The organism is Nocardia sp. NBC_00403, assembly GCF_036046055.1.
In the GTDB taxonomy this organism is placed as follows: domain Bacteria; phylum Actinomycetota; class Actinomycetes; order Mycobacteriales; family Mycobacteriaceae; genus Nocardia.
In genome coordinates this window covers 5,704,264-5,729,476 of sequence record NZ_CP107939.1, presented here as the reverse complement: position 1 = coordinate 5,729,476, position 25,213 = coordinate 5,704,264, and the positions used below count along the sequence as shown (strand labels likewise).

General features: G+C 66.6%; 19 protein-coding genes and 2 pseudogenes. 9 read left to right on the top strand and 12 right to left on the bottom strand.

Annotated features, from left to right (window positions below; all coding sequences use genetic code 11):
- Positions 1-283: 283 nt before the first annotated feature.
- The gene (locus tag OHQ90_RS39535) at positions 284-928 is read left to right on the top strand and encodes a recombinase family protein (protein WP_442941174.1); all 645 of its coding nucleotides are present in this window, start codon (positions 284-286) and stop codon (positions 926-928) included.
- Between the two features lie 253 nt (positions 929-1,181).
- On the opposite strand, the gene OHQ90_RS25470 is transcribed toward OHQ90_RS39535, so the two are convergent.
- The 6 genes and pseudogenes from OHQ90_RS25470 to OHQ90_RS25445 form a co-directional block, all read right to left on the bottom strand.
- Positions 1,182-3,923: a cation-translocating P-type ATPase gene (locus tag OHQ90_RS25470; protein ID WP_328401575.1), complete on the bottom strand. Its 2,742-nt coding sequence runs from the start codon at positions 3,921-3,923 to the stop codon at positions 1,182-1,184.
- Positions 3,924-3,952: 29 nt separating this feature from the next.
- Positions 3,953-4,219 (bottom strand): universal stress protein, encoded by a 267-nt coding sequence (locus OHQ90_RS39530; protein WP_442941173.1) that lies wholly within the window; start codon positions 4,217-4,219, stop codon positions 3,953-3,955.
- A 96-nt stretch (positions 4,220-4,315) separates the two neighbouring features.
- Positions 4,316-5,359: a zinc-dependent alcohol dehydrogenase family protein gene (locus tag OHQ90_RS25460; protein WP_328401573.1), complete on the bottom strand. Its 1,044-nt coding sequence runs from the start codon at positions 5,357-5,359 to the stop codon at positions 4,316-4,318.
- 584 nt (positions 5,360-5,943) lie between these two features.
- Positions 5,944-6,030 (bottom strand): annotated as a pseudogene (locus tag OHQ90_RS25455) (LuxR C-terminal-related transcriptional regulator); the annotation flags it as partial.
- A 388-nt stretch (positions 6,031-6,418) separates the two neighbouring features.
- On the bottom strand, positions 6,419-6,898 hold the full coding sequence (locus OHQ90_RS25450) for a GNAT family N-acetyltransferase (protein WP_328401571.1): 480 nt from the start codon (positions 6,896-6,898) through the stop codon (positions 6,419-6,421).
- Positions 6,899-7,059: 161 nt separating this feature from the next.
- The gene (locus OHQ90_RS25445; protein ID WP_328401569.1) at positions 7,060-7,977 is read right to left on the bottom strand and encodes a universal stress protein; all 918 of its coding nucleotides are present in this window, start codon (positions 7,975-7,977) and stop codon (positions 7,060-7,062) included.
- 517 nt (positions 7,978-8,494) lie between these two features.
- Between OHQ90_RS25445 and OHQ90_RS25440 the strand changes: the two genes are divergently transcribed.
- Together OHQ90_RS25440 and OHQ90_RS39525 are read left to right on the top strand one after the other, a co-directional pair.
- Positions 8,495-8,848 (top strand): carboxymuconolactone decarboxylase family protein, encoded by a 354-nt coding sequence (locus OHQ90_RS25440; protein ID WP_328401567.1) that lies wholly within the window; start codon positions 8,495-8,497, stop codon positions 8,846-8,848.
- Positions 8,849-8,914: pseudogene (locus tag OHQ90_RS39525) on the top strand (thioredoxin domain-containing protein); the annotation flags it as partial.
- A gap of 136 nt (positions 8,915-9,050) precedes the next feature.
- Here the strand turns inward: OHQ90_RS39525 and OHQ90_RS25435 are convergent.
- The 6 genes from OHQ90_RS25435 to OHQ90_RS25410 all read right to left on the bottom strand — a co-directional run bounded on the left by OHQ90_RS25435 (position 9,051) and on the right by OHQ90_RS25410 (position 17,120).
- On the bottom strand, positions 9,051-9,629 hold the full coding sequence (locus OHQ90_RS25435) for a sigma 54 modulation/S30EA ribosomal C-terminal domain-containing protein (protein ID WP_328401565.1): 579 nt from the start codon (positions 9,627-9,629) through the stop codon (positions 9,051-9,053).
- A gap of 828 nt (positions 9,630-10,457) precedes the next feature.
- Entirely contained in the window at positions 10,458-12,890 is a 2,433-nt protein-coding gene (locus OHQ90_RS25430) for a lysylphosphatidylglycerol synthase domain-containing protein (RefSeq protein WP_328401563.1), read from the bottom strand.
- Entirely contained in the window at positions 12,887-13,195 is a 309-nt protein-coding gene (locus tag OHQ90_RS25425) for a hypothetical protein (protein ID WP_328401561.1), read from the bottom strand. Before OHQ90_RS25425 ends, OHQ90_RS25430 begins: the two co-directional genes overlap by 4 nt.
- Positions 13,196-13,221: 26 nt before the next feature.
- Complete coding sequence (locus OHQ90_RS25420) at positions 13,222-15,246, bottom strand: erythromycin esterase family protein (RefSeq protein ID WP_328401559.1); 2,025 nt, start codon at positions 15,244-15,246, stop codon at positions 13,222-13,224.
- A 40-nt stretch (positions 15,247-15,286) separates the two neighbouring features.
- Positions 15,287-16,453: a site-2 protease family protein gene (locus OHQ90_RS25415; protein ID WP_328401557.1), complete on the bottom strand. Its 1,167-nt coding sequence runs from the start codon at positions 16,451-16,453 to the stop codon at positions 15,287-15,289.
- 1 nt (position 16,454) lies between these two features.
- Positions 16,455-17,120, bottom strand: coding sequence for a DUF2267 domain-containing protein (locus OHQ90_RS25410; protein ID WP_328401555.1), 666 nt, complete (start codon positions 17,118-17,120; stop codon positions 16,455-16,457).
- A gap of 276 nt (positions 17,121-17,396) precedes the next feature.
- On the opposite strand from OHQ90_RS25410, the gene acsA reads away from it, so the two are divergent.
- From acsA to OHQ90_RS25380, 6 genes are all read left to right on the top strand, one after another.
- Positions 17,397-19,211 (top strand): acetate--CoA ligase, encoded by a 1,815-nt coding sequence (acsA, locus tag OHQ90_RS25405; RefSeq protein WP_328401553.1) that lies wholly within the window; start codon positions 17,397-17,399, stop codon positions 19,209-19,211.
- A complete protein-coding gene (gene pdhA / locus OHQ90_RS25400; RefSeq protein WP_442941171.1) occupies positions 19,208-20,185 on the top strand; it encodes a pyruvate dehydrogenase (acetyl-transferring) E1 component subunit alpha in 978 nt (325 codons plus the stop codon). Before acsA ends, pdhA begins: the two co-directional genes overlap by 4 nt.
- Positions 20,182-21,150 carry an alpha-ketoacid dehydrogenase subunit beta gene (locus OHQ90_RS25395; RefSeq protein ID WP_328401551.1) on the top strand — a complete coding sequence of 323 codons (969 nt, stop codon included), beginning with the start codon at positions 20,182-20,184 and terminating at the stop codon, positions 21,148-21,150. The genes pdhA and OHQ90_RS25395 overlap by 4 nt, the downstream gene beginning before the upstream one ends.
- The gene (locus OHQ90_RS25390) at positions 21,151-22,746 is read left to right on the top strand and encodes a 2-oxo acid dehydrogenase subunit E2 (RefSeq protein ID WP_328401549.1); all 1,596 of its coding nucleotides are present in this window, start codon (positions 21,151-21,153) and stop codon (positions 22,744-22,746) included.
- 20 nt (positions 22,747-22,766) lie between these two features.
- Positions 22,767-23,018 (top strand): acyl carrier protein, encoded by a 252-nt coding sequence (locus OHQ90_RS25385; protein ID WP_328401547.1) that lies wholly within the window; start codon positions 22,767-22,769, stop codon positions 23,016-23,018.
- Positions 23,019-23,841: 823 nt separating this feature from the next.
- Complete coding sequence (locus tag OHQ90_RS25380) at positions 23,842-25,188, top strand: wax ester/triacylglycerol synthase family O-acyltransferase (protein ID WP_328401545.1); 1,347 nt, start codon at positions 23,842-23,844, stop codon at positions 25,186-25,188.
- The last annotated feature ends 25 nt before the right edge of the window (positions 25,189-25,213 follow it).

Sequence of the window (25,213 nt, the reverse complement as noted above, 5' to 3'; positions counted from 1 at the left end):
CGTGTCCGCCGCTGGAGCCGTGTCGGGGGCCAGGGTGCGATTGACCTGGCATGCGGATCCGGCGGTCGATTGTCGCCCAGGCGAATGTGGATATGGACGGCCGATCGGTGCGGGTACAGGTCAAGGCCGCGACCACGCGGGAAGCGGTTGATCTGCTGGAGGCCCGAGTGCACGGCGCTCGGCAAGACGGCCACCGAGGCAATGCAACGTATGGGTGTCACCCCCGACGCGCAGACTATGCAGCCCGGCGACGTGGCCAGTGAAATCATCGAAAACATCGGGAATGGCCCGGTACACGTTGTCGGAGAAGCGAATCGGTCGATCGCATCCCATGTCTGGACAGTGGACCGCCGCCACCTGCGACAACGGCGAAAGAGAACTATGCGTGCAGTCGTACTTCGAGGTGGCCCCCCTTGAAGTACGAGAAACCGTCGATCCCGTTCCCGAGGCGCCTCGGCCCGAGCAGAATCGGCATCGCGCGGGCGATGGCCGGCAGGCTCCTACCGTCTCGGCGATCCTGCAGAATCCCCGCTACACCGGCTATGGAGTCTTCGGCCGATGGTCCAAGGTCGAGGAACTGTCGGACCCCGATGATGTGGCCGCGGGGCATGTGGTGCGGTTTCGTCGGTCGCGCGCTGGTCGCATCGTCCGCTCACGTCGACCGGCACACCCGAAAATCGTGTCGGTCGAGGCCTTCACCGAGGCACACCTGATCCGGCGCGCCAAGGCGGGCACCAGTAACCGCTCCCGCAGTCAGCTGGAGCGAGCTCGGCAAACGACGCTGCCGCGGCCGTATCATCCCACTGACCGTTGTACTGACGGCCGCCGAGGCCAACAAGCTGATCGACTCGCTGGGCGACATGTCAGCGGTCCTCAACGCGGGCGCACCCGAGGACAAGATCGCGCTCTACACGGCGCTCAACGTTGAGATTCGATACGACCATCGACAGCAAAATCGCCACAGTGTTAGCCACCCCTTGTGTGGTTAGCACTGGTGTCCGGGGGGATACGTGCGCTAACCACACAGATCGACCTGCGGCGACGCTAGAAGACCGTCGGACTCCTCAGCCCGCGCTGCCACGATTACCCAAATGTTCGATTGGGGGAATACGGGTGCGGTACGAATTCGCGGACTGGTCCCATTCCAGGCGTTGGCCACGATCAAGGGGTGCGAAAGACGTCTACGGCAGTGCGATGTCACTGCGACGCAACAGCCAGCGCCGAATTTCGTCCGCACCCCAGATGATCACCGGGAAGGGTGCGGCGAAGGCGAGCATGTCCGGGGTGAGCGCTGCCGTGTCGAGTAGGTGCTGAACCGGCGGGAAATAGACGATCACGGCCGCGAGCGCGAGTTCGAACGCGATACCCCACAACAGGAGAGGGTTGGACAGCACGCCGATCGAGCGCAGCGAGGCCCGTTCGGTGCGGGCCGCGAACGCGGTGCCGATCTGACCGGCGACGAGGCCGAAGAAGGTCATCGTGGTGGCCTGGAGGTAGGCGTGGTGCAGTGGCGTACCGGGGCCGGTGGGATCGCCCGGATGCCATCCCGCGCCCAGCAGAACATAGAAGAAACCCGCCATGCCCAGTGCCGCCGCGATCGTGCCGAGGAACAGCCACGCGCGCAACACCATCGGAATCCGGATGATCGCTTCGGTGCGTCGCCGAGGTGGTCGTCGCATGAGACCGGGCTCGGCCGGTTCGCGACCCAGTGCGAGCGCGGGCAGGGTTTCGGTGCCGATATCGATCGCCAGTAGCTGTAAGACGGTCAGTGGCAAGGGGATCGCACCACCCGAGAGCGCGAACACGATGAACGGGGTCACCTCGGGTGTTGCGTGGGCGAAAATGTAGAAGATGAACTTGCGAATGTTGTCGTAGACCCGCCGCCCGGCCTCGATCGCCGCGGCGATGGTCGCGAAGTTGTCGTCGGTGAGGACCATGGTCGCGGCCTCGCGGGCCACATCCGTGCCGGAGCGGCCCATCGCGATGCCGATATCGGCGCGGCGCAGGGCGGGCGCGTCGTTGACGCCGTCACCGGTCATCGCCACCACGTGGCCGGCATCGCGAAGTGCGTCCGCGACACGGAGTTTCGCCTCGGGTGAGGATCGAGCGAAGATCAGGTCGGGCGTCGCGGAGAGCAGGGTGTCCAGGTCGGTTTCGCTCATCCGGTCGAGCTCTTCGCCGGTCACCACGACTGGTTCGCCGCGGGTGATCCCCACCTGGGCGGCGACGGTCGCTGCGGTCAGGCCGTGGTCGCCGGTGATGACGATGATGCGGATACCCGCGCTGTGGCACGCTGCGACGGCATCGGCGACCTCGGCGCGAGGCGGGTCCGTCATCGCGACAAGTCCGAGCAATACCAGCTGCTGTTCGGCGTATTCGCGCACCGCGGGCACGGTATCGGCCGGCAGTCTGCGTTCGGCGACCGCGAGCACCCGAAGTCCTTGCCGCGCTTGTGTATCCACCAGATCCACCAGCGTTGCGCGCCGGGCGGGGTGCAACGGTTGCGGTCGGCCGTCGCCATCGAGTTCGGAAGTGCACAGCGGGAGCACTGTTTCGGGTGCGCCCTTCGTGTGCACCCAGATGCCGTCACTCGAGCTGTCGATCGTCGACATGCGCTTCCACGCTGGGTCGAAGTGAAACTGCCTCTGCCGCAGGCGCTGCCGGTCGTCAAAGTCCGTATGCGCACCCAGTGCCGCACCGGCGACGAGTATGGCGGTCTCGGTCGGATCACCCAGCGCCCGTCCGGTCTGATCGAAGCGGGCGTTGTTGCAGGCGATCATCGCGGCAGCCACCCGAATGAGCGTCGGGTCGGCCGGGCGCGGTTGGAGGTCGTGCGCACCGGTCGACGTATGGATCACGGTGACCCGCATCCGGTTCTCGGTGAGGGTGCCGGTCTTGTCGGTGCAGATCACATCGGTCGACCCGAGTGTCTCCACGGCGCTGAGCCGCTTCACGACCGCACCGCGTCGCGCCAGGTCGCGGACGCCGATCGCCAATGCCAAGGTGATTGTCGGCAGCAGGCCCTCCGGTACATTGCCTACCAGGAGCCCGACCGCGAAGACCACCGCGTTGAGCAGCGACAGCCCGGCGCCTATGGTGGCGAGCGGTACAAACGCCGCCCCGAGCAGCAGCGAGACCAAGGCGATCAGCCAGGCGACCCGGCGCACTTGATGTTCTAGCGGGCTCTCGTCATGCCCGACCCGTTCCGACAGCGCCGCGATGCGGCCGAGCTCGGTACGCATGCCGGTGGCGAAAACGACCGCGTGCGCGTCGCCGCCGGTGCATGCCGTCCCGCTGAAGGCGATGTCCTGTGCCTGGGCCAGCGGCACACCGGTGTCCGGGGCATCGGCCGAGCGGAACACCGGCAGCGATTCCCCCGTCAGTTCGGACAGATCGACCTCGATCCCGCCCTCGAGCAGCCGGGCGTCGGCCGAGATTCGATCGCCTTCCTGGATCACCAGCACATCGCCGGGCACCACATCGACGGCATCGATCTGGGTGATCTCCCTGTCGCGCACTACCGTCGCTCGCGCCGGTAGATACGCCGCGAGTAACTCCACCGCTCGCTCGGCATGCCGCTCCTGTATAAACGCGAATGCCGCGTTGATCAGGATGACGACGATCACGGCGATGGCTACTGGTTCGATGCCGACCAGCCAGGCCAGGCCCGCGGCTGCCCATAGCAGCAGTGCCAGCGGATGGGTGAACTGCGCCAGTAGCTCACGCGGCCAGGTCCGTACGCCTCGTCGGCGCAGCGCGTTGGGGCCGACGTGGATCAGCCGCCGCTGCGCCTCCCGACCGGTCAGCCCGGATCGAGAACTGCGCAGATCGCGAAGTAGGAGCTCTATCCGCTCCGTCGGGTCGAGCCGCAGTCCGGACGCTCCTTCGGCCTGTTCGGCGCCGACCGCAGTGGAACTGTCCACTGATGGCGAAACTGGCGTGTTCATACGAATCAGCGCGGTCGGGCGATGATGACCGGGATGTCGGCGGCTTGCAGGACAGCTTTGCCGACCGAGCCGAGCGTCATCTCTGCGAAGCCACCGCGTCCATGGCTGCCGACGCAATCAGCTGCCATCGTCGGTCGGTACGCCGATTGTGTCGATGAGGCGCGATGGGCGTGCCGGGCGGCCTCGACGGCTGCCCACCGCACTGCGGCAGTGGCGGCGGTAAAGTCGTCGACGCCGACGGCGATCGGGGGGGTCGGCTGATCAGTGGACATCTCTTGCTGCCTTTCCGTGTTGGTCTGTGGGCTATCACGGATCTCGCTCATTCGGGATGAATAGCCCCAGTGCTACCCCGGGGATGGCTGGTCGACTCAGGTTCTCGAAACCACGACCTTGAGTGCGTCGGTTTCCTGTGCCCGCGCGAATACATCGTAGGCGGCGGGGAATTCGTGCATGCCGAAGCGGTGGGTGACCAGCGCTGCCGGGTCGAGCTGTCCGGTCTGCACGAGCCGGATGAGGGTGGGTGTGGTCAAGGTGTCCACGAGTCCGGTGGTGATGGTCAGATCCCGGATCCACACGTTTTTCAAATGCAAAGTGGCGGACGCGCCGTGTACGCCGATGTTCGCGACGCGGCCTCCCGGGCGCACCAGGGCTACCGCGAGTTCGAAGGTTTCGGGAACGCCGACGGCCTCGATCGCCACATCGGCGCCCAGGCCGTCGGTGATCGCGGCGACGGCGTCGCGGACATCGGTTGTGCGGCTGTTGATCACGATATCGGCGCCCAGCTTGTGTGCGGCTTCGAGGCGGTTGTCCGCGACATCGACCACGACGATGCGACCGGGACTGTAGAGCCGGGCGGTCAAGACCGCGGCCAATCCGATTGGACCGGCGCCGATGATCACCACGACATCACCGGGTTCGACGCGGCCGTTGCGGACCCCGACCTCATAGCTGGTCGGCAGGATGTCGGCCAGCATGAGCATCTGCTCGTCAGTGAGTCCGGCCGGAATACGGTAGGTCGAGGTATCGGCGAAGGGGACACGCACCAACTCGGCTTGTGTGCCATCGATCAGGTGGCCGAGAATCCAACCGCCTCCATCGAGGCATTGGCCGTACCTGCCTTCGCGGCAGAATCGGCAGCTGCCGCATGCGGAGATGCAGGAGATCAGGACGCGGTCACCGGCCTGAAGGGTCCGCACCGCGCTGCCGACGTCGGTCACGGTGCCGCCGGCCTCGTGACCGAGTACACGTCCGGCGCTCACTTCGGGCACATCGCCTTTCAGGATGTGCAGATCGGTTCCGCAGATCGTGACAGCATCGACGCGGACGATGACATCGGTTCCCTGCTGAATCGTCGGGTCGGGTATTTCCTCCCATGAGGTGTTTCCTGGGCCGTGAAAGACCATTGCATGCATGACTTCTCCTTTGTCGGACTGGTCGGTATTCCGCGCAGCATGTCAGTTGGTCCGACCATTCGTATCGGCGCTGTTCACGCCTGCCGCGAGCAGAATGCGGTGTATTCGCTCGGCGGTGGAAGTCGTTCGTGCATAACCTGATTCGTCCTCCGGGACTGGCTCGGGCCCGGCGGCCAGCAGGGCTACCGCTTGGCCGATCGCGTGTGGTCGATTTTCGAGGGCGGCAGGGCGTTCGAGGTAGTAGGCCCGGCGCAGTATCTCGGGCAGTTGGGCGGCCAGCTGAGCCAGTGACGCTGATGCGGTCCCGCGCGGTAGGTATCCAGGCGCGCGGCGCGCGGTAGGAGAAGGCGCGGTCGTCGGTGTCGAGACGACGGGGCATGGTGTCCTCCTCGGGCAGGCCCCAGGCGAATCAGGGGGGCGTACTGCTCAGCCTGAGGTGTTCGCGGCAAGGGCCCAAGGGTCCAAAGGCGGTGCCCGGCGGGGCGATGGTCCTCAGACGGCAGTGCACGATTCCAGGGTGTAGAGATGCTGCGCGGGACCGTTGCGGGTGCGCCTGCTCATTCCTCCTGGTGTGGTGGATTGAGCTACGTGGCCAGCACGGCGGACTGGGTGCGTCGTTCGACGCCGAGCTTGGTCAACAGCCGGGAGGCATAGTTCTTCACTGTCTTCTTGACTTCGAGGTCGGGGTCGGCGCTGATCAGGTCGGCAACACCGCGACGCACGATGTGGTGGTCATCCACCAGGAACACTCTGGTCATTCTGCTGTGTCGCTGTGCAACATTCATTCAGCGTAGGGCCGACATGTCGGCGGCTATCCGGGGGTTCGCGTCGGCCCGCTGACACGATCGGCTCACACTGCGGGCCGTGTGACCCGCATCGAGGATGCGGTTGTTTTCGGTAGTCGATGGTGTTCTGTGGGCGCTTCGATTCGAGTGATGATCCGAGATCTTTGGTGGCACAGCAGTTTTCGGCGTGGATGTCGGCGGTGTAGGGTTTGCCAGCATATTTCGAATGTCACTACGCGGTGCGGCGAAACCAGCGGCGAACAGCTTTGTGCCGTCAGAGTTGGATGCCGACTAGCGCGATACGGTTCTGGCGGTAGGCCGTCACGGTGAAGTCCGCGGCGACGACCAACCGCATCAGCCTGGAATTCGCCGGAATCAACTCGGCGATGAATCGTTCGATGCCGCGGTCACGCGCGAGCTGCGCCAGGCGGTGAAGGAGGTCGGGGCCGAAAGCGCCCGTCCGGTCGTTCTGATCGGGAGCGATGGTCATGGCGAGCTCGGCCGTCTTGGTCGTGCCGAGCACGACGAAGTTACCGAGGCCGACGATCCGGTCGTCGGTGAAAGCGCCGAGCACACAGTGTGCCGGATCGCCGATGGCGAGGGCGTGAGCGACGTTGGGTAGCTCGGTCGGACGCGGCACGACATTTCGGAAGAGGCTGTCCTTATCGGGCATCCCAGCGTGCAGATCCGCGACGGTGGCGGTATCGGCTGGGCCGAGTGGGCGGACGGTGATGGTTTCGGTCGAGGTGATCATGCTGTGGACTCCCAGCCTCCGAGATCGAAATTGTTTCTCGAGCAAAGCATCTCTGAACGGGCGGATCGGGATGGGCCGAAGGTCCCCAACCGAAGGACCGAACAGCACAGTTGAGCGCTGGGCGCGGTCCATACTCGATCCGGTGCGGGATTTTCTTGTCATTACGTGGTTCGGGTGACCATGACAGGGCAATGGCCGTGCTGCACGAGGAAATTGGAGGTGGAGCCGAGTAGCAGGCCGGTGAAGCCGCCCCGGCCGCGACTGCCGACCACGACCAGTTGCGCGGATTTCGACCACTCCGTCAGCCGATCCATCGGCCCGGCCCGGTACACCTTGCGGGTGACCGGGACGTCGGGATACTTCTCTGTCCATCCGGCGAGTCGTTCAGCGAGCACCGCGTTCTCGGCGGTTTCCAAGCCGGGCCCGGCCATAGGGTCGGCAGGTCCGGCGAATTCACCGAAATGCCATTCGCTCCAGGAATGCAAGGCGATCAGTTCGGTCTTGCGGTCGCATGCTTCGGCGAACGCGGCCGCGATGGCCGCCTCGCCGACGGGGCTGCCATCGATACCGACGACGACGGGTCCATCGTCGCGGATCTGGCCTTCGGTATCGGTCGGGCGGACCACGACGACGCTGCCGTGTCCGTGGCTGGTGACCGCGAGCAGGGTGGAGCCCAGGTGGGCGATGGTTCCCGCATTGCCGGTGGCGCCGAGCACCACAAGGTATGCGGTCTTCGACAGATATATCAGCAGCCGGGAAGGGCTCGCATCGGACAGCTCGGTGGCGATGTCCACTCCGGGTGCGATTTCGTGGGCGAGTCTGCGTGCGGCGGCGACGATTTTCGTGCCGCGCGTGCGGACCGTCTCGACCACGGAGGTGGGTATCACGTGGTAGCCGCCGAGCAGCGATTGGGTCGCGACGAGATCAAGGCCGTGCACGATGAGCAGTCGGCGGCCGCGCTGCGCGGCGAGCTCGGCGGCCCAGCGGACGGCGAGGTCGCTTCCGTCGGACCCGTCGACGCCGACGACAACCGGTGCCGAGGCCAGCTGGTGTGAATTATCGCGCTGCTGCGTGTTCATGGCGAAGCCCTTCGATCTGCGCTGAGCCGGATACCCGAACGGTACGAGTTCCCGACGGATCCAACTGCTGGCGATGGTCCCCGATCCGTGGGCCGAAGGACGCTACGACGGCGCCACCCGCCACCTCAGGATCGAACCGAGATGGCACGCCGGTCGCCGCCTTGTGATGCTGTCCATCGAACTGGTGGCACCAGCCGAGGGCGGGAAGTCCGATTCATGCCTGGGTGGCACTCGGCAGGTTCGGTGCGCAGATCGCTTCGACGAATTCGCCGACTGTGTCTTCCGCCAATTGCCGCGACAGATCGGCCTCGGTGATGATGCCGACCAGCAGTCGAGCGGCGCAATGTCAGTCGGCGGTTCAGGTCGGCTTGATCACCAGTGCCGAAATTCATTGTGCCAGCGACGCAACTGCTCCAGGTGTGCGACCAAAGCCGCCCGCGGACAGGACCAAAGACCGCATCGCGGCCTGGCCGACTACGTGCACCGTGGACCCAAGGGACAATTGGTAAGGAGCGAGATGAGCAATTACGGTGCGACGGTCCGGGACGAGCTGCGTACGCCGACCCGCGAGCTGCGGCGCGCGATCCCGCAGGTGTACGCCGGTTACAAGCAATTGCACGATGCGGCGTTCGCCGCCGGTGTGTTGGATACCAAAACCAAAGAGCTGATCGCCCTTGCCATCGCGGTGAGCAAGGAATGCGACGGCTGCATCGCCGCGCACGCGCACGCGGCGGTTCTACACGGGGCGACCCCCGAGCAGGCGGCCGAGACCATCGGCGTCACCTTCCTGATGAACGGCGGCCCCGCCACTGTCTATGGCGCACGCGCCTACGCCGCGTTCACCGAGTTCTACACCGACCACAATTTGTGAGCTCCGTGGTGCGGACCGTGTCGGATGTTCGCGCCGGTGTTCGAGTGGGTGTCGGCGAAAGCGTGAGCCGGGACGACTGAACGAAATAAGGAACCAAGCATGCAGGCTCTGCCGGGCTCCGGCCCTACCTTCTTCGACGTCGCGAGCATTCGGGTTGGCTGCGGGGATGGAGACGTGGGCGGGGTCGATGCCGCTACGTTCGTTATGCCGTCCGATTTGCCGGGTTGGGTGAGATCAGGCCGAGATCGCCGTCATAGCGGCGATACAGCAGATGGCCGCGACCGTCGGCCAAGTCGGTGAAGAACAGGAACGGCAGGCCGTGCTCGCACAACCGTTTCACCGCTTCGGCCTCTGGCAGGGCCGGCGGCGGACTTGGGGGCACCGTCAGTGGCAGCGCCCGCGGAGGGTTGGGCAATCGCGGTAAATGCTGATGCCGCTGTCGAGCCAGCCGCAGCCCCGAGCGAGCGGCCCGATAAACGATCGCATCCTCGCCGGTCTCGGCGTCGGTGAACAGGTGCACGTCGTAATCCATTGCGTCCATTGACGCCACCGCCACACGGACATCCGCTGTTGCCAGTGAGTACGGTTTGCGGCGCGCTACTGCCCCTTCCCCCGGTGCGGCCAGCGCGGATCGGGTCGGATCGGGCAGAGTCCACGGCTGCCACGGTCCCGATAGTCGGGAGATCTGCTTGTCCAGCCGGTCGACCGCGGGCAGTACGACACCCTTGCCGGGGACCATCGTCTGGATGCGGGTCGGCGTGCCGAGTACGCGCAGATTCACCTGCACAAGCATCGGGCCGTCATCGCAGTTTGCACCGGTCACTCGGACCCGCGCCCCGCTGGTGGTCCCGCGCCGCGCCAACACCCGGCCGACCGCACTACCTATCCGTTCGATCTCGAGATCCGCGATTCGGCCCCGAACAGAGACAACGACATCGGGAAACGTCGGGTACTCACTCGGGCACGGTGTACGCACGGCGGCAGTCCCCCTTCTTCTTCGATAGTGACAGCACATTCGGCAGGCACCCCCAGATTCACCCTCGCCTGGGCTGACCGGAAAGAGCCGAAGGTCCCATGACCAGATGACCGAGGTCCTCCGGTAGTCGAAAACCTCTGGGCCTCAGCGAGTTACCGCGTCGAGGACTCGGTCGGTCGCGGTGGGTAGGTACGGATGCGGTGGCCCGCCTCGAGGCATGTACCGTCTTCGGCGTCGAGCAACTCCCAGTCGCACGGTACCCAGGAGCGCATACCAGCCGATACCCCGCACGTCCGGCTCGTGCGCCGAGTTGTCGATTCCGCGCCGACTCCGGATCAGTTGGCACCGGCCTCACCTGCTTGTCGTCGTCCGCTGGCGCAGCCGTCCTCGTGAATGTTTCAGGGGCGGAGCGACCTCCGCCCAGTACTCGTGCCGAATCGCATCCCATAGCCGCGACAGCTCGCGGAATTGCTCTCGTATCTGCACGAGGTCCGGTGCCGACGCCGCGGTGAACGCAGCCAAAGGCATGTCGGACCGTTGCGTACCTGCGTCATCCGACACCCCGCATAGCGCCGTCCCTGACGAGCTGAGTCGCGTTGCTCCGGCCGCTGTACAACGGGCCAGCGCCTCACCTCACAGCATCCGTTGACGTTGCAGGGATTTGAGGGAGACGAACCCGATAGCGCCAGGGATCCAGAAGGTCGCCAACCGGTAGGCGAGGACACCGGCGACCGCCGACGCGCTGGGCACACCGCCCACCATGAGACCGGCCACCAGGGCGGCCTCGACCACACCGAGGCCCGCCGGGGTCGGGCTGGCCGCGCCCAACGCCGCCCCGCCGAGGAAGACGGCGGCGACCAGGGCCGCGGACGGGTGTCCGCCGAATGCTTGTACTGAAAAACCTAGGGCCGCAACGTAAGCGACATTTACGCAGATTTGGCCGCCGATCACCATCGCGGCACGTCGTGGCCTGCGCAGCACATCGGTCATCGAACCGGCCGCGCTCCGCACCTGGGCGAGCTGGTCAGGGCGACGCAGCAGCAGCGCGACGGCGCCGCCGAGCACGGTCATCACGGCCACGAAGCCGATGAGCAGCACCCAGCCGCTGGGCAGTGCGGAACTCAGCAGCACTCGGGTCCGGCCGAGCCACACTCCCGCTCCGACGAGCTCGATGACATGCAGGATCGCGCCCGAGGCGACTGTCAGTGCGACGGCGGCGACGGCGGTGGCCCTGGTCATCCCGGAACGTTCCAGATAGCGTTCGTTGACCGCGGTACCTCCGATGCCGTAGGGCACCAGCTGGTTGGCGAACGAGGTCGCCAGTTGCACATTCATTGTGCGGCCGAATGCGAGCGGGCGGGGACTCGCTCCCATCAGTACCAGCGCCGCCGCCGCATAGGTCACCACCGACATCGCCAAGGCGCCGGCCAGCCATTGCCATTGCGCGTCGTCCAGGGTGGCGATGGTGGTGCCGAGTTGACCGACCCGCGGTAGCAGCACATAGGTCGCGAAGATCGTCGCGGCGATCCAGCCGAGGGTGCGCCAACGGAACCGCACCAGCACCTCCGGTACGACGGCCGCCACACCGGTCGTATCCGCGATGGTGGCAAGCAGTTCGTGCAGCAGGCGAGGCTGATGCCGGGTCGCGCGGCGGGTGGCCACGGCCAGCGCCAGCGGCTGGAGCAGGGGCGTCGCGCTGGTCAACGCGTCGGTGCCGAGCACCATATGCGCCGTCGCGACCGCACGTTCCGGACCGACCTTGAAGCTCATCGAGACGAGCAGTTCGGCGACGTCGGCGTCGAGCAGATGGTCGGAGGCGCCGGATTCGCCGAAGCCGAAATCGACGATCCACGGTGCGTCCTGTTCGTCGATGAGGATATTGGCCAGGCGCAGATCGCGGTGGGCGATGCGGGCTGCGCGCAACAGCGCGATCTGGCACCAGATATCGCACAGGGATTCGTCGGAGATCGGGCCGGACACCGTGCGGGCGAGATTGCGGCTCGGAACGCGTTCTTCGGCGATCCACGCGTCACCGCTCGCGGCGACGCCGACCGAGGCGATCGTCGGCGTGCGCACGCCCGCGCGTCGGGCCAGCAGAGTCAGGAACGCTTCATGTTCGGCCTTCTGTTTCGGGGTCGCGAACGGCGATTCGTCCTCGACCTCCCGGAATATGAGGTGCCGGAACAGTTTGAACAGCACATCGGCATTGCGTTCGTGATAGCCGATTACCTTCACGAACAGCTCACAGGTCTCGGTGGTGACGTAGAACGGCCGGGACCCACGCGCGTCGAGGACCGCGGGGATGACCCGCACCGGGCGCAGTCCGGCGGCGGTAAGAGCCCGCAGCACCGCAGGCGCCTCAGCGCGGTGCACGGGAGCGCCCCAGAGTAGGTGCAGCGCGGCGGCAACCGTCCAACCCAGCGCCGCGCCGCCGAAAACGTCCAGCACGAAATGCGCCCCGACGAAGACCCGCGACAGGGCGACCGCTCCGGCAAGCGCCCAGACGGCGCGTCGCCAGGGCCGGGGCAGCCACGGGCTCGCCGCGGCCGCCATAGCTGCCGCGACCGCAGCGTGCCCGGAGACGAAGCCGAGTCCGCCCTGGTGTGTGCGCAGGTTCAGCTCGTTGAGCAGGACATCCGGTCGCGCGCGACCGATCAGCGTTTTCACCTCGATGGCGAGCAGATAGGAGAGCACGCCCGCCGCGGCGATGTCGCGGGCCATCCGGAACCGCCGCGCCACCAGCGCCGCGCCCGCCGCGACGCCGACCGCGCCGATGGTGCCCAGCTGCATGATGACCCACAAGACCGGCGCCACCCACGAGGGCAGGTCGTTGATCACCCGGAACAGGTCGACCTCGAGTTGCGGCACCTCGGTATGGCGGGCCGCCAGCGCTGAAATGGTCAGTGCCACCAGGCCGAGCACGACTCGGATGGCATCGCCCGCATGCCGCTCGACGACTCGGGCCCGGGGTGGGATGTCGGCTGCGGTCGTGGCCTGCGACGCCGAGGTCGGTGTCACGCCGGCCGGCACCGCCTCGATCCGTGTCGCCTCAGCCGTCATCGTCATCGGTCTTTCGTCGGTGGAACTGCAGTGTCGCAACCGAGCCCACGGCGCGACCAGGGGCGTACGGCTCCCGGATCAGGGCCGATGGACCCGTCGTCGGGTAGCGGTGCGCCCAGCACGCCCGTCAGCTGTAGCAGCCAGAGCGGCCGGTACAGCGCGTCGGGGAGTGCGTTGACGCGCAGAAACAGTTCGCGGTCTACGCGCACGAGCGCGGCGGACCCGGTGGCCAGGGCGCCCAGCATGGTCAGCAGCACACCGGCGACGGCGAGCCGCAGATCTGTTGCTCGCCGTCGACTTGGCACGGTCATCGCGAACATGCTGCATCGGTCGTTGGTCACAAACCAGACGGGTACGTCTCGGGGATCGTGCCCGCGATCCATTCGCCGCTTGGTTCCAGTGGCTCCAGTGCGGTGGTGTGGTCGATGTGGATGAGGGCGTCGTATTGGTCGGCGGGTCTGGTGTGGAAGTAGTGGCTCTGGCGTTCGGTGCCGGGGCGGTATACCACGCCGATGGCGCGCTGTAGGCGCGGTTGACGCAGCAGGTCGGTGACCTCGCCAGGAATATCCATGCGGAGTAGGAATTCCGGGTTGCCGGTGTCGTGTAACAGCTCTTCAACGCTGGATGGCAGTGCGGGGCGTACGGTTTCGCGGATGGTGGGCCCACCCCAATCTTGCGCGGCGGTGACCGTGCCCGAGCAGGTGCTGAAGCCGATGATGTGGCAGGCGTCGCCGTGGCGTTCGCGGATCAGTTGGCCGAGGTTGAGTTCGCCTTCGCTGCCCAGTTCGGTGGCGCGGGCATCGCCGACGTGGGAGTTGTGCGCCCACACCACGATTCTGGCGCCGGAGCCGCCGGAGCGGTCCAGATGGGTGGCGAGTGCGTCGAGGGTGTCGGCCATGTGCCGGTCACGCAGATTCCACGAGGACACTCGGTCGCCGAACATGGCTCGGTAGTAGGCCTCGGCGTCGCGCACTGACCAGGCATTGCGCAGCGCGTCGAACTGTTCGTCAGCGGCATAGGCTTCCTGCTCGCCGCGGGCGATGGCCAGGCGCTGCAGTTCGAGCAGTTGCCGGATCACTTGGGCTTCACAGGATTTGCCCGCACCGAAGGCGGCGGCGAAGCCGTAGGCCTCGCCGTCATCGCCCGCGACGTGGTCGAAGCAAGCGTAGCGAATCTTGGCGCGCTGCGCGGCCTTCGGATCGACGCGGTCGAGGTAGTCCACGACCTCGTGCATCGAGCGGTGCAGGCTGTAGAGGTCCAGACCATAGAAGCCGGTCTGAATTCGGTTGTCGCGTTGTTGTTCGGCGTTGTGTGCGCGCAGCCAGATGACGAATTCGCGGACCTCGGTGTTGCGCCACATCCAGGTCGGAAATCGTTCGAATCCGCGCAGCGCCTGTTCGGCGCTGGTGTCGTTGCCGCGCCCGTGCACGTACTGGTTCACCCGAATGGCATCGGGCCAGTCCGCCTCGGCGGCGACCGCGGTGAAGCCTTTCTCCTCGATCAGCCAGCGCGTGATCACCGCGCGGGCCCGGTAGAACTCGTGTGTGCCGTGCGAACTCTCGCCGATCAGCACGAATTGGGCGTCGCCGATGAGTTCCTCGAGCACCTGGATAGGCGGGACGCCGTCGGGCGCGTCGATGGCCGCGGCCCGGATGGTCGCCGCGGTGTCGATGGGCGGGACGGCGACTCCGGTGGTCGAGATGCCGAGCAGAGTACGCACTTGCTCGTCGGTGACCTGGGTGAAGTCCCAGAACCATTCGCCGACCGCGCGGAACGGCGAAGGCATTGTCGCGCACACCATTTCGTCGACGGAGGCACCGAGCTCCCGGCAGGTCGACTCCGGCGCGGCGGGGACCGCGACGACGATCCGCTTCGGCTCGCCTGCCCGGATCGCCTCGATGGCTGCGAACATGCTCGCGCCGGTGGCCAATCCGTCGTCCACCAGGATCACCGTCCGCCCGGCCACCTCGATCGGGCCCCGGTCGGCGCGATAGGCGGCCTCGCGCCGGATCATCTCCTGGGCCTCGTCGCGGGCGATGCGGCGCACCTGATCGGCGGTCAGCCGCAGTGCGCGCACCATATCGTCGTTGAGCACGATGCGGCCGCCGGTGGAGAGTGCGCCGATCGCGAACTCGGGATGACCGGGGGCGCCGAGTTTGCGCACGACCAGTGCGTCCATCGGTGCGTTCAGCGCCGCGGCGACCTCCCAGGCGACCGGGATACCGCCACGCGGCAGTCCGAGCACCAGGACATCCGGATCGCCGCGATAGTGTCCGAGTAAACCGGCGAGCACCCGGCCCGCTTCGTGCCGATCCCGGAAGATCGGCCGCGGCGTTTCCTGCTCGACTTGCGTAGGGCTCATGGAAAGCCTCCTATCACCCGCAAAGGGCCGAATTATCTTGTCAGGGTGCGGTATTCGGTGGTCGAAACCGTTCGGATCGGCGGACGGGCAGACCGAGCGCGCTGCGCTGGACGGCGAGCGTGAGATCCGTCGCGGTGACCACTCCGATGAGTCGGCCGTGTGGGTCGATCGCGGTGATGACATCGAAGTCGGGTCGCAGGACCACCTTGGCCGCCACGGCGCTGAGCAGTTCGTCGCCGGACACTCGGGCTGTCGGTGGCAGGGGGCGGGCGACTGTGCGCACCGCGGTGGTGGCGCGCGCCGCGGCGGGCAATGCCGTGAGATCGGACCACGCGAGCACAGCGATCGGTCGATCTGCCGGGTCGGTGACCGGAAATACCCGGTGATCGGTATGCACGATCTGCGAGTGCAACAGGTCCTCGATGGACCAGGCCGCAGGAATCGACAGTGGGTGTTCGGTCATAACGTCACGGATCCGGGTGTCGCCCAGCCGATGTCGCAGCCCGGCAGCGGCGAGCTCGACATTGGCGGCCGAGTAGAGGAACCAGCCGAGCAGCATCAGCCAGAGTCCACCGCCATTGCCGACCAGTAGCATCTCGGCGCCGCCCAGGATGAGCAGACCGAGTCCGAGGATCCTGCCACTCTGCGCGGCCATGGTGGTGGCGCGCAGTTGGTCGCCGGTGTGTCGCCAGATCAGTGCGCGCAGTACGCGGCCGCCGTCCAGTGGTGCGCCGGGCAGCAGGTTGAATACGGCCAGCAGGATATTCATCGCGCCGAGCCAGCCGAGCATATCCGGCACCGGTCCGCTCACCAGGCTGCCGACGAGGTTCGCGACGACCAGCACGATGATGCCGATCCCGAGGCTGGTGACCGGTCCGGCCAATGCGATGCGCAGGTCCGAGCGCGGATCTTTCGGTTCTTCACCGAGTTCGGAGACGCCGCCGAGTAGCCACAGCACGACGCGTTCGACCCGGGTGCCGCGGCGGCGCGCGACGATCGAGTGTGCCAGTTCATGACCCAGCAGCGTGGCGAGCAGACCGACCGCGCCCGCCGCAGCCACCAGCCAGACCGCCACCGAGTTCCCGTGCGTATCGGCCAGTGAACGGCCGAGAAGATAGGTGAACAGTCCGAGGGTGACCAGCGTAGACCAGTGCGCGCCGACTCGAATGCCCGCGACCCGGCCCAGTGGGATCGTTGCACGCAGCATGTCAGCGGTCCCGCGTCTCGGCGCCGACCAGACCTTCGGCGAGCAGAATGCGGTGTGCTTGCTGGGCCGCCTGGGTCGATCGGTCGCTGTCGGGTTCGTCGGCGGGCAGCCGTTCGAGGCCGCGTGCCAGCACGGCGACGGCGTCGCCGAGCGCCTGGATGCGGTCTTCGAGACTGGCGACCGGATGGACCGCCTGCTCCTCGGCGACCGCTCGCCATTCGATCAGCGATTCGTCGATGGCCATTCGCGCACCGCACAGCACGCCGTACAGTTGCATCGGCAGGACCGCGAAGATCCGGTCCAACTGTCCAGGGGAAAACAGCTCCGACAATGCCGCCGTGACCGCGCCCGCGACCGGGCCGACTTCGTCCTCGTCGATGCCCGACTCCCTGGCGAACTGCCTGAGAAATTCGGTGATGCCGTGCCGGACCGGCACGTGGCCGGGCACCCAGCCCTCGTAGTAGGCCCCGCGCAGGATCTCGGGCAATTGCGCGGTCAGATGGGCCGAACTGCTGACGCTGATGCGGTCGCGCACAGTGTGCAGCCAGGCGCGCAGCGCCCGGTAGGCGAAGGCGCGGTCGTCGGTATCGAGACTGTCGGCGACAGCACGGAGCCAGTCGTGGGCAGTCTGCACGGCGGGTGCGAGGGGATCGTCGTGGCGCGACATGGTTGGCCTCCTGGGTGCTGACCGGGTGCGATGCTGGGTTCTTATCGCTCAGCCTGTGTCCCGCGCGGCCACCATCCAAGGGCCGAAGGTTGCCCCTGCGTGAGCCGATGGTCCCGGTTTCGGCTGCGGTGGCTCCGCGATCGAGCGGACTTTATCGGGCGGTGCTCGGACAGGGCCGGAAGTCCTCTAGGTGATGGACGTTCCATGTCGAATTCGGCGACAGGTGTGGGCCCGGGGACTCTGCCGCGCGGCGGTCGCGGCGCAGACGATGAGGGTATGACGAATATGGTCCCGGTCGGCGCATCGACGAGCGGAACGTTCGGCTGGACGCCGATCGAGAAGCCGCAGTCCGAGCGGGCGCTGGCCAATCTCGTCGACTATGACCGAGCGTGTCGCGAATTCTCCTGGGAGCATGCGCGATCTGAACTCGCCGGGCTGCCCGGTGGCGGGCTGAACATCGCCTATGAGGCCGTGGATCGGCACGCCGAAGGTCCAGCCGCGCAGACGCCTGCGCTGCGCTGGTTGTCGGCCGCGGGCGGTGAGGTGGTGCTGACCTATGCGGAGCTGGCCGCGGCAACCAATCGGTTCGCGAACGTCCTGCAGGGGTTGGGGATAGGGCGCGGCGAGCGGATCTGTGTCCTGCTCGGGCGAACCCCCGAGCTGTACATCGCGATATTGGGCGCGTTGAAGGTCGGCTGCGTGGTCTCGCCGTTGTTCTCGGCCTTCGGCCCGGAACCGGTGCGGCAGCGTCTGGCGATCAGCGAGGCGGCGGCTCTGGTCACTTCGACGGCACTGTACCGCAAGAAGGTCGCCCCCATTCGCGCCGAAGTGCCCGCGCTGCGCACTGTGCTGATCACCGACGGGTTGACCGAGACCGGTGAAATGTACGTCGACGACCTGGCCGCAGCGATGGCCGTCGCCAGCCCGGAGTTCCGGATCGCCCGCACTGGTCCCGACGACCCGGCGCTGCTGCATTTCACCAGCGGCACCACCGGGAAACCCAAGGGTGCCTTGCATGTTCACGGTGCCGTGCTCGCGCACCGGGTGACTGCCCGCTACGCTCTGGATCTGCGTGTTGGCGATATCTTCTGGTGTACCGCCGATCCCGGCTGGGTGACAGGTATGTCCTACGGCGTTATCGCCCCGCTGTGCCTGGGGGCGACCGTGATCAGTGACGAAGCGGAATTCGACGCCCGTCGCTGGTATGACGTCCTGACTGCACAACGGGTATCGGTGTGGTATACCGCGCCGACTGCGCTGCGCATGCTGATGCGTTACGGGGACCGGCTGCCAGAGGGCACCGACCTGTCGCCGCTGCGGTTCATCACCAGCGTGGGGGAACCGTTGAACCCCGAAGTGGTGCTGTGGGGTGAGCGGGTGCTCGGCCACCCGGTGCACGACAACTGGTGGCAGACCGAAACCGGCGCGATCATGATCGCGAATCTCGCTGCTGCGCAGGTGCGTCCGGGGTCCATGGGGCGACCACTGCCCGGCGTCGAGGCGACCACGCTCAAGCGCGGCCAGGACGGCCGCGCGGCGGTCGTCGCCGATTCCGTCACGCCGGCCGACCCAGGAGAGGTCGGCGAGCTGGCGCTGCGCCCGGGCTGGCCGTCGATGTTCCGAGAGTACTGGGGTGAACCCGAACGCTACGAAAAGTGTTTCGCGGGCGGTTGGTACCTCAGCGGTGATCTCGCCCGTCGCGACGCGGACGGCTACTACTGGTTCGTCGGCCGTGCCGACGATGTCATCAAGTCCGCCGGTCACCTGGTCGGGCCCTTCGAGGTCGAGAGCGCGCTGATGGAGCACCCCGCCATCGCCGAGGCCGGTGTCATCGGCACACCCGATCCGGTCGCGGGGGAGCTGGTGAAGGCGTTCGTGCTACTGCGTCCCGGCTATCAGGCGTCGGAGGAACTGCGTGCCGAGCTGACCGCATTCGGCCGCAAGGCCCTCGGCGCAGTGGCTCCCAAACAAATCGAGTTCACCGAGAGTCTGCCGCACACCCGCAGCGGCAAGGTGATGCGCCGACTGCTGAAGGCCCGCGAGCTCGGCCTGCCCGAAGGCGATACCTCGACACTTGAAGGTGCGGTGTGAACGGGTCGACGCTGGACAAGGACGAACGCATCGAGCTGCTGCGGCAGATGGTCCGGATCCGCCGCTTCGAGGAGCGATGCGTGCAGCTCTACAGTGCCGGATCGATCCGCGGCTTCCTACATCTGTACATCGGCGAGGAGGCGGTGGCGGCCGGTGTGCTCAGCGCGATCGGGCCCGAGGACGCGGTGGTCTCGACCTACCGGGAGCACGGACATGCACTGGCCCGCGGCCTTTCGATGTCAGCGCTGCTGGCCGAAATGTACGGCAGAGCAACGGGTTGCAGCCACGGGCACGGCGGGTCGATGCACCTGTTCGATGCCGGGCGCCGTTTCTACGGCGGCAACGCCATCGTCGGCGGCGGGCTCCCGATCGCGGTCGGTCTTGCACTGGCCGACGCGATGCAGGAACGTCCGGTGGTGACGGTATGCCTGTTCGGCGACGGCGCGGTGGCCGAGGGCGAATTCCACGAATGCCTGAATCTGGCTGCGCTGTGGCGACTTCCAGTCCTGTTCGCCTGCGAGAACAACCGCTACGCGATGGGCACCGCGCTGGCCCGCGAGCATGCGGCCACCGATCTTGCGTTGCGCGCGGCTTCATACGGCATGCCCGCATGGCCGGTCGACGGCATGGACGCGCTCGCCGTCGCCGACGGGGCGCGGCGAGCTGTGGAGTCCATTCGCGCCGGCGGCGGCCCGTGCTTCCTCGAGCTGCAGACCTACCGCTTCCGCGCGCATTCGATGTACGACGCGGACCGATATCGGGACAAGGCCGAGATCGCTCGATGGCAGGAACGCGACCCGATCCCGAAGCTGTTCGCCCAGCTGCACGCGTCCGGCGAACTGGCCGAGGACGCGTTGGTCTCGCTCCAAGCCGCCGCCGACAGCGAACTCGACGTGGCCATCGCGGCGGCCGAGGCGGCACCTTTCGAACCTGTGGGCGACCTCACCAGATACGTCTACACGGAGCGCTCATGACCACCTATCGGGACGCGATGCGGGAAGCATTGCGAGAAGCGCTGATTCGAGACGATCGGGTGTTCCTCATGGGCGAGGACGTCGGCGCCTACGGCGGATGTTTCGGTGTGAGCCGAGGATTGCTCGACGAATTCGGGCCGCGCCGGATCCGAGATACGCCGCTGAGCGAGTCGGCCTTCGTCGGCGCAGGCATCGGCGCCGCACTGGGCGGGATGCGACCCATTGTCGAGATCATGACCATCAATTTCAGCCTGCTCGCGCTGGATCAGATCCTCAATAACGCGGCGACGCTGCGGCACATGTCCGGTGGGCAGCTTTCGGTTCCGCTGGTGATCCGGATGGCCACTGGCCCGGGCCGTCAACTCGCCGCCCAGCATTCGCACAGCTTGGAGGCGTTCTACGCGCACATCCCCGGCCTGCGCGTGCTATCCGCGGCGACAGTCGAGGATGCCCGCGGCATGCTGTGGCCCGCACTGCAGGATCCGGATCCCGTGCTGATCTTCGAGCCCGCGGCGTTGTACAACGCGGAGTCGGAGCTGCCCCGTGATCTGGGTGCGACCGATATCGATAGCGCAAAGATTTGCCGCGCGGGCGCCGATGTCACGCTTGTCGCCTACGGCGGTGCCTTGCGGCTGGCGCAGGCGGCGGCGGAGGCGTTGGTCACCGACGGCATCGACGCCGAGGTCATCGACCTGCGCACGCTGCGTCCGCTGGACGAGAAAACCCTGTTGGAATCGGTGACGCGCACACATCGTCTCGTCGTCGTCGACGAGGGCTGGCGCAGCGTGGGTATCGCTGCCGAAATAGCCGCACGTGCGGCCGAATACGGCTACTACGAGCTCGACGGCCCGATACAGCGGGTCTGCGCGGTGGAGGTGCCGATTCCCTACGCCAAGCATTTGGAAGAAGCGGCGCTGCCGCAGGTCGCCGATATCGTCGCGGCGGGGCGTCGGGCGGTGAGCTGAATGGCTGAATTTCGGATGCCGTCGCTGGGCGCGGACATGGAAGAGGGAACACTGCTGTCCTGGCGGGTTCAGCCAGGGGACGTCGTGCATAAGGGTGACATTGTCGCCGAGGTCGACACCGCCAAGGCGGCAATAGAAGTCGAATGCTTCGATGAGGGCACCATCGGCGAGATCCTGGTTGCGCCGGGAGTAACGGTTCCGGTCGGCAGTGTGCTGGCCACGATCGAGCCGAACGGTTGCCGAATGCCCCCGAGTGTGGCACCAGCCGGGGCCGATCCGGCGCAAACCTCAACCGCGGTGTCCGGCCCTGCGAAACCGTCGTCGGCGGAGCTTGATTCGGTGGAGCCGGTCTCGGTCTCGGTCGAGAGCGGTCTGCCGGGGCGCAAGCCGCCGCCGGAAGATCATTCTGCGTCGCGGTCTCGACCCAAGACCAAGCGGTCGCGACGTTCGGCGGACAAGTCGACGATGACCGGGACTGCGCGCACTGCTGGGCCGGGGCCTCCGGGGGCCGATATTCGTGCGACACCGCTGGTACGGCGACTGGCGCAGGAAGCGGGCATCGATCTGGCCGTGGTAGTCGGTTCCGGACCGGGCGGGCGGATCCTCCGTGCCGATGTGGACAGTGCCGTCACTGTACGCGCCGATGAGATCCGCTCCGCCGCAGCGGAACCCGAGATAGCGAATCCGGAGGCCGCGACCGGCGCCGTGCGGGCTTCCGGGTATGCGCGGCGGTTGGCACGGGAGCTCGGTGTCGACGTGTCAGCCGTCAGCGGCACCGGTCCGAGCGGAGCTGTGCGCGCGGCAGATGTTCGTGCGGTGCGGGCGCGCCCCGATGCTGAGGGAACCGCTGCGGAAGCGCTCGAAGACCGAAAGCCTCCACCGCAAGACCACCCGACAACCGGCGAGTCGCGCCAGGTCGCGTCGTCGCGTGACCGGGCAGCGATGCGTCGGTCGATCGCGGCGATGATGACCCGATCCAAACAGACCATCCCACACTATTATCTGTCCACCACCATCGATGTCGGTGCCGCGAGCGGCTGGCTGCGCGAGGTAAACAGGGTGGCGTCAGTGCCGGACCGAATCGTCATGGCGGCCTTGTTGTTGCGCGCCGTCGCTGTGGCGGCCCGCAGAGTGCCCGCGGTAAACGGACACTGGGTCGAGGACGCCTTCCATCCTGCCGACACCGTCGACCTCGGGGTGATCGTCTCATTGCGCCGTGGCGGAATCATCGCACCGACTATCGCGCACGCCGAGGCGGCATCGCCGCGCGAGCTGATGGCACGGCTGCGCGAGGTGGTCGACCGCGCCCGGTCGGGCCGGCTGCGCTCCTCGGAAACCGTTGCTGCCACCATCACCGTGACCAACCTCGGTGAGCTGGGCGTGGAATCCGTGCTCGGTGTTATCCCGCCGCCGCAGGTGGCGATCGTCGGCTTCGGTGCGGTGGCCGAACGTCCGTGCGCGGTAAACGGATTGCTGGGTGTGCGGCCGCAGGTCACCACCACCTTGGCGGCCGACCACCGAGCCAGCGACGGCGCGGTCGGCGCGCGCTTCCTGAACACGATCGCCGAACTGCTCCAGCATCCTGAGCAGCTGTGACAGGAAGGTTGTGAACGACCATGCCCGGCAATCTGTCCCGGAGCGAAGCGGACTCCATCGTCCGGTCCGCGCTGCGCGGTTTCGCCTCCGACGAGGACCTGGCGGCGTTGACACAAGACGAGCCGCTGCGAGCCGCGTTGGAACTCGACTCTCTCGATTTCTTGACGTTCGTCGAAAAACTCACCCGAGCCACTGGCGTCCGGATCGAGGAAGACGACTATCCGCAGCTGGTGTCGATACATGCCTGTGTGGACTTCCTTGCGACCGAATGACGCGACAGGCACTTCGCACCTGATCCGATCGACGGTCACCACTACGACGGGCACCGCCCGCGTGCCTGCCATGGCTGCGCACCGGTGCCGGGTTTATGGCCAATGCCGCTCGCGTCCGGGGCGGATCTGGTGGTCTCCGAATAAACGGCAGCCAAGGGACCTTGGTCACTCGTAGCGCCAGGGAGGGCGCGCACCGCGGACTACTTGATGCCCTATTCCGGGTGTTGGTGGAGCCAGTGGAATGAACGCGAATGCTCCGAGGAGATGAACTGCGATGGGCTCTGAACCGGGCAGGGTGCCGCACATAGCGACGTTATGCCTGGGTAGGCGCCGGATACTTTCGATCTCGGGGCGCGCGTCGGTGCTTGTCCGACCTGCAGGGAGACCAATGGTCCGGATCAGGCAGGCTCTCGGTGCATGCTCGATTACAGGTGCGCCGTTGTTCGGTGGTATTTCGCACGCACGTCTGGATCGGACCGGTTCGATGCAGTGGCCGTGCCCAACCACAGAACATCCCGGTGAGCCCACGTTGCACCTGGACCGACCGTGACCCCGCACGGCCCTGCGCAGTAGCCACACAATGCCCTATCTGCCACCAAGCGAGAACCGGACAGCACCGATCCTTTTCGTGCTCGTGACCAGGCGACGACTCATACACTCGGTGGCGATTTGTCGAATCGAGCGCAACGAGGGCCAACGTCCCTGAACCTGAGTCCCTTCGCATCTCCCTCGGTGCCCCGTCGAGGCGCGACGATGAGGTGGTGGCAGGGGCCGTGGCCGATCCGGCAGCGGCCTTCCACGGCATTCGAGATGGACACCTGTGATGACCGGACTTGGCCCGTTGGATTCGGGATTTATCGAACTGGAGGACACCGATCGGCACGTCAGCGCCGGAATCGGGGCGGTGGCGGTGCTCGCGGGCGTCCCACCCTCGCGGGCGGAGTTCGCCGCAGCGCTTACCGAACACTTGAACGTGGATGCCCGGTTGCGACAGAAAGTGCGTAGGGCTCGATGGGATCTCACCGCGCCTGTGTGGGTCGATGATCCGCATTTCGATCTGGCACATCATCTTCGGTGGACCGCCTTACCCGATCCCGGTGACGAGGCCACGCTGCACGAGCTGATCGCGACAGAGATGGAGGAACGTCTCGATCGCGATCACCCGCTGTGGCAGTGCATCGTCGTCGAACATCTCGCAGGCGATCGCTGGGCGTTGATCGTGAAAGTTCACCACAGCATGGTCGACGGTATTTCGGGGATCACCTTGTTCGAGCGGCTGTGTGATTCGCCGCGACAGCAAGTCGCGCCCCTTCCACAGTCTGTGGACAACGGGTCGCGCGACTGGCGCGGCTTGCTGGTCAAGGGACTGCGGTTACCGATCGATGTGCCACGCGCGGTGTTGGAGACAGTGCGCGGTGCGGTCCCGATAGTGCTGGAAGCGGTGCTACCGGCAGCGGGGTCCTCGCTCATCGGACCGATCGGACGACAGCGCCGGTATGCGGTGGCACGCACGTCCCTGCCGGAGGTCAAGGAGATCGGAGCCGCATTCGGGGTGACTGTGAACGATGTCGCGCTCGCCGCGGTCGCTGCCGCGTTCCGTGCGGTACTGCTGCAACGCGGCGAGCAGCCGACGGCCGATATGCTGCGCATTCTCGCACCGGTGTCGGTGCGCGCCAAGGACGCGAAAGATATTCTCGATAACAGGGTTTCAGCTGTGCTGCCATTGCTGCCGATCGAATTGGAAGATCCGGTCCAACAACTGAGCGCTGTGCACACGCGAATGGCCGAGCACAAGGCCAGCGGCTCGGCCTCGGCGGCGAATTCGGTGTTTGCCTTGGCTTCTCGGCTGCCGTTCGCGCCGCTCGCCTGGACTGTTCGGCTCGTCTTGCGGCTACCGCAGCACAGCATCGCCGGCCTGGCCACGAATGTGCCGGGTCCGAAACAACCGTTGTATCTGCACGGCAGGGAAGTGTTGGAGATCCTCCCCTATGCCCCGATCGCGGTGCGTTTGCGCACCGGCATCGCCATCCTCAGCTACCGCGACCAATTGGTGTTCGGCATTACCGGCGACTACGACACCACTCCCGACATCGACATGATCGCCGAGGGGATCCAGCGCGCGACCGAACAGCTGCTCGCTCGTGCTCGTGACGCGGCGCCGCAGCACTGATGCGCCGACCGCGGGAGGCTCACCG

Coding starts and splice junctions, on each gene's coding strand:
- OHQ90_RS39535 (WP_442941174.1), top strand. CDS start 284: ATGGCCCGGTACACGTTGTCGGAGAAGCGAATCGGTCGATCGCATCCC.
- OHQ90_RS39530 (WP_442941173.1), bottom strand. CDS start 4,219: ATGTCCACTGATCAGCCGACCCCCCCGATCGCCGTCGGCGTCGACGAC.
- OHQ90_RS25460 (WP_328401573.1), bottom strand. CDS start 5,359: ATGCATGCAATGGTCTTTCACGGCCCAGGAAACACCTCATGGGAGGAA.
- OHQ90_RS25450 (WP_328401571.1), bottom strand. CDS start 6,898: ATGATCACCTCGACCGAAACCATCACCGTCCGCCCACTCGGCCCAGCC.
- OHQ90_RS25445 (WP_328401569.1), bottom strand. CDS start 7,977: ATGAACACGCAGCAGCGCGATAATTCACACCAGCTGGCCTCGGCACCG.
- OHQ90_RS25440 (WP_328401567.1), top strand. CDS start 8,495: ATGAGCAATTACGGTGCGACGGTCCGGGACGAGCTGCGTACGCCGACC.
- OHQ90_RS25430 (WP_328401563.1), bottom strand. CDS start 12,890: ATGACGATGACGGCTGAGGCGACACGGATCGAGGCGGTGCCGGCCGGC.
- OHQ90_RS25425 (WP_328401561.1), bottom strand. CDS start 13,195: ATGACCGTGCCAAGTCGACGGCGAGCAACAGATCTGCGGCTCGCCGTC.
- OHQ90_RS25420 (WP_328401559.1), bottom strand. CDS start 15,246: ATGAGCCCTACGCAAGTCGAGCAGGAAACGCCGCGGCCGATCTTCCGG.
- OHQ90_RS25415 (WP_328401557.1), bottom strand. CDS start 16,453: ATGCTGCGTGCAACGATCCCACTGGGCCGGGTCGCGGGCATTCGAGTC.
- OHQ90_RS25410 (WP_328401555.1), bottom strand. CDS start 17,120: ATGTCGCGCCACGACGATCCCCTCGCACCCGCCGTGCAGACTGCCCAC.
- acsA (WP_328401553.1), top strand. CDS start 17,397: ATGACGAATATGGTCCCGGTCGGCGCATCGACGAGCGGAACGTTCGGC.
- OHQ90_RS25395 (WP_328401551.1), top strand. CDS start 20,182: ATGACCACCTATCGGGACGCGATGCGGGAAGCATTGCGAGAAGCGCTG.
- OHQ90_RS25390 (WP_328401549.1), top strand. CDS start 21,151: ATGGCTGAATTTCGGATGCCGTCGCTGGGCGCGGACATGGAAGAGGGA.
- OHQ90_RS25385 (WP_328401547.1), top strand. CDS start 22,767: ATGCCCGGCAATCTGTCCCGGAGCGAAGCGGACTCCATCGTCCGGTCC.
- OHQ90_RS25380 (WP_328401545.1), top strand. CDS start 23,842: ATGACCGGACTTGGCCCGTTGGATTCGGGATTTATCGAACTGGAGGAC.